The following is a 2297-nucleotide window of genomic DNA, read 5'->3' as shown; positions in this document are numbered from 1 at the left end:
CTCCAGGCGCTTTGAAAAGTAGAAGTCGCGGCGAAGGACCTCCAGGTTGTCCAGGATGCCCCGGGCCTCCACGGCCACCCCGACGTCCGCGGCGATCTCAGCGCGGCGATCGTTGAGGTCCTGAATCAGGGTCTCGATCCTCCGGGCCTCGCTCAGAGCGTCGTCGAGCCGCTTCAGCGTCTCGTCCCGGCGGGCGCGGTAGCGGTCGACGCCGAACAGGAGGTCCAGCTGGCGCCGGCGCTCCCTGGGCCGCTGGTGGATGACCGCAGAGACCTCCCCCTGGCCGATGAAGGCGAAGCCCTCCCCCGAAAGGGAGAATCGCTCCTTCACCGCGTCCAGGTCCTGAAGCAGGATCCGTTCCTCATCCAGCAGCAGCGTCCCGCCACCCTCCGCGTACTGGCGGCACAGGACGGCCCGATCCTCGCCCTTCGTCACGACGAGGCGCACCTCGGCCCCCTTCGCCGGGGGGACGGAGATGCTGCCCGAAAACAGGAGGTCGCTCTGCCGGAGGATGCGAAGGGCCGTCCCGCTGCCCTTGCCCAGAATCCACCTCAGCGCGTCCAGGATGTTGCTCCTTTGCCGCTCCCGTTGGGGCCGACGATGGCGGTGAATCCACCGTTGAACGTGAAGCTGCAGGGGCTGCCGAAGCTCTTGAAGCCCTTAAGGTGCAGGGACTCGATGGACAACGATGGAACTCTCCTCCCGCCGCTCAAGCTGGTGCGCCCGATGCTCCACCGCGCTCAGCGTCCCCTGAAGCTCGATGCGGTACTTGCTCCAGGCGAAGTCCGGCATTCCGGCGACGAGGATCTTCACGTCCAGCTCCCGTTCCCACATCGCGAGGTACGTATCGCGGACGTACTGCGCGACCATGGAGTTGGCCTGCAGCAGCAGGGCCTCCGCGCGGTTCGTCTGCGCTATCTTCCTCAGGAAGCGCTTGATGGACAGGGCCAGCGTGTCCTCCCGCAGCACCCAGCCGTTGTCGTTGCAGAAGGGGCACCCGCGGGTCATCACGGACCTCAGATCCGGCCTCCCGCGCTTGCGGGTCAGCTCCACCAGGCCAAGCTGCGTCATGCTGAACACGCGGGCCCTCGACCGATCCAGCTGAAAGACCTCCTCGAGGCGATCCAGCAGCTTTTTTCGGTCCTCCTCAAACTCCATGTCGATGAAATCCACCACGACGATCCCGCCGATGGACCTCAGGCGCAGCTGACGGGCCACCTCGTCCGCCGCCTCCAGGTTCGTCGCCAGCGTCGTGTGTCTCATGTCCAGGTCCCCGACGTACTTGCCGGTGTTCACGTCGATCACCGTCAGGGCCTCTGTGTGTTCGATCACGAGGTAGGCGCCCGATCGGAGCCAGACCTTGCGCTCCAGGGCCTGCTCGATCTCCGCCTCGACGCCGTAGTACTCGAAGATGGGGACGGCTCCCTCGTAGAGGGAGACCTGCGGACGGTCCGTCTTGTAGAGCGTCGCGACGTACTCGTTCACGTGCCGCATCTCCTCGGCGCTGTCGAGGATGATCTCATCGACGCTGCCGTGGACCTCGTCCCGCAACACCCGCCCCAAAAGCCCCCGGTCCTTGTACAAAAGGCAGGGGGCGGCCTGGAGCTCCGCGTCGTGCTCAATCTCGCGCCAGAGCGCCAGCAGGGACTCCACGTCCGCGGCCAGCGTCTCCTCGTCCACGCCCTCCGCGGCGGTTCGGATGATCACGCCGAAGTCGTCCCCCTTCAACTCCCTGGCGAAGTGGCGCAATCGCCTCCGCTCTTCCTCATCGACGATGCGGCGGGACACGCCGGCCTCTCCGCCGTCGGGGACCAGCACGAGGTAGCGTCCCGGCAGGGAGATGCGCGGGGTCACGCGGGCCCCCTTGTTCTTGATGGCCGTCTTCGTGACCTGCACCACGATCTCCTGGTTCTCGACCACCTTCATGCCGTGTACGTCGTTGAGGTACAAAAAGGCGTTTCGTCCCTCGCCGATGGTGACGAAGGCCGCGTTGATCCCCGGCAACACGCTTTCCACCCTGGCCTTGTAGATCTCCCCGGCTTTCTGACGGTCCCACATGCGCTCTATAAAGACGTCCGCCAGCCGCCCACCCTCGAGGATCGCGACGCGCGTCTCCTCGTCCTCGCGGGTGTCGGCGATGATCTTTCGCTCCACACAGTCTAAAGACGACATTTGTCCTCCTTAGGGATCCGAGGGCCGGCCCGCAAGGTACCGCTGCGCCGCCGGCTCTCGTAAATTTTCAGCCGCCCGAACGGGCCTGCCCTTAGGGGCAGCCGCTCAGGACCGCTCAATCGTTC

At 65.7% G+C, this 2297-nt stretch carries 2 protein-coding genes and 1 pseudogene; all 3 read right to left on the bottom strand.

Annotated elements, in window-relative coordinates; all coding sequences use genetic code 11:
* Nucleotides 1–447, bottom strand: a pseudogene (locus SY1_RS07185) (chromosome segregation protein SMC); the annotation flags it as partial.
* 104 nt (nucleotides 448–551) lie between these two features.
* Nucleotides 552–686 (bottom strand): AAA family ATPase, encoded by a 135-nt coding sequence (locus tag SY1_RS07180; protein ID WP_208873247.1) that lies wholly within the window; start codon nucleotides 684–686, stop codon nucleotides 552–554.
* Entirely contained in the window at nucleotides 661–2172 is a 1512-nt protein-coding gene (locus tag SY1_RS07175) for an Rne/Rng family ribonuclease (protein WP_015556627.1), read from the bottom strand. The genes SY1_RS07180 and SY1_RS07175 overlap by 26 nt, the downstream gene beginning before the upstream one ends.
* Nucleotides 2173–2297 lie beyond the last annotated feature (125 nt).

The sequence above is a fragment of the Fretibacterium fastidiosum genome (genome assembly GCF_000210715.1).
GTDB lineage: Bacteria > Synergistota > Synergistia > Synergistales > Aminobacteriaceae > Fretibacterium > Fretibacterium fastidiosum.
The sequence above is the reverse complement of the archived record's forward strand: the minus strand, read 5'-3'. Positions and strand labels throughout refer to the sequence as shown.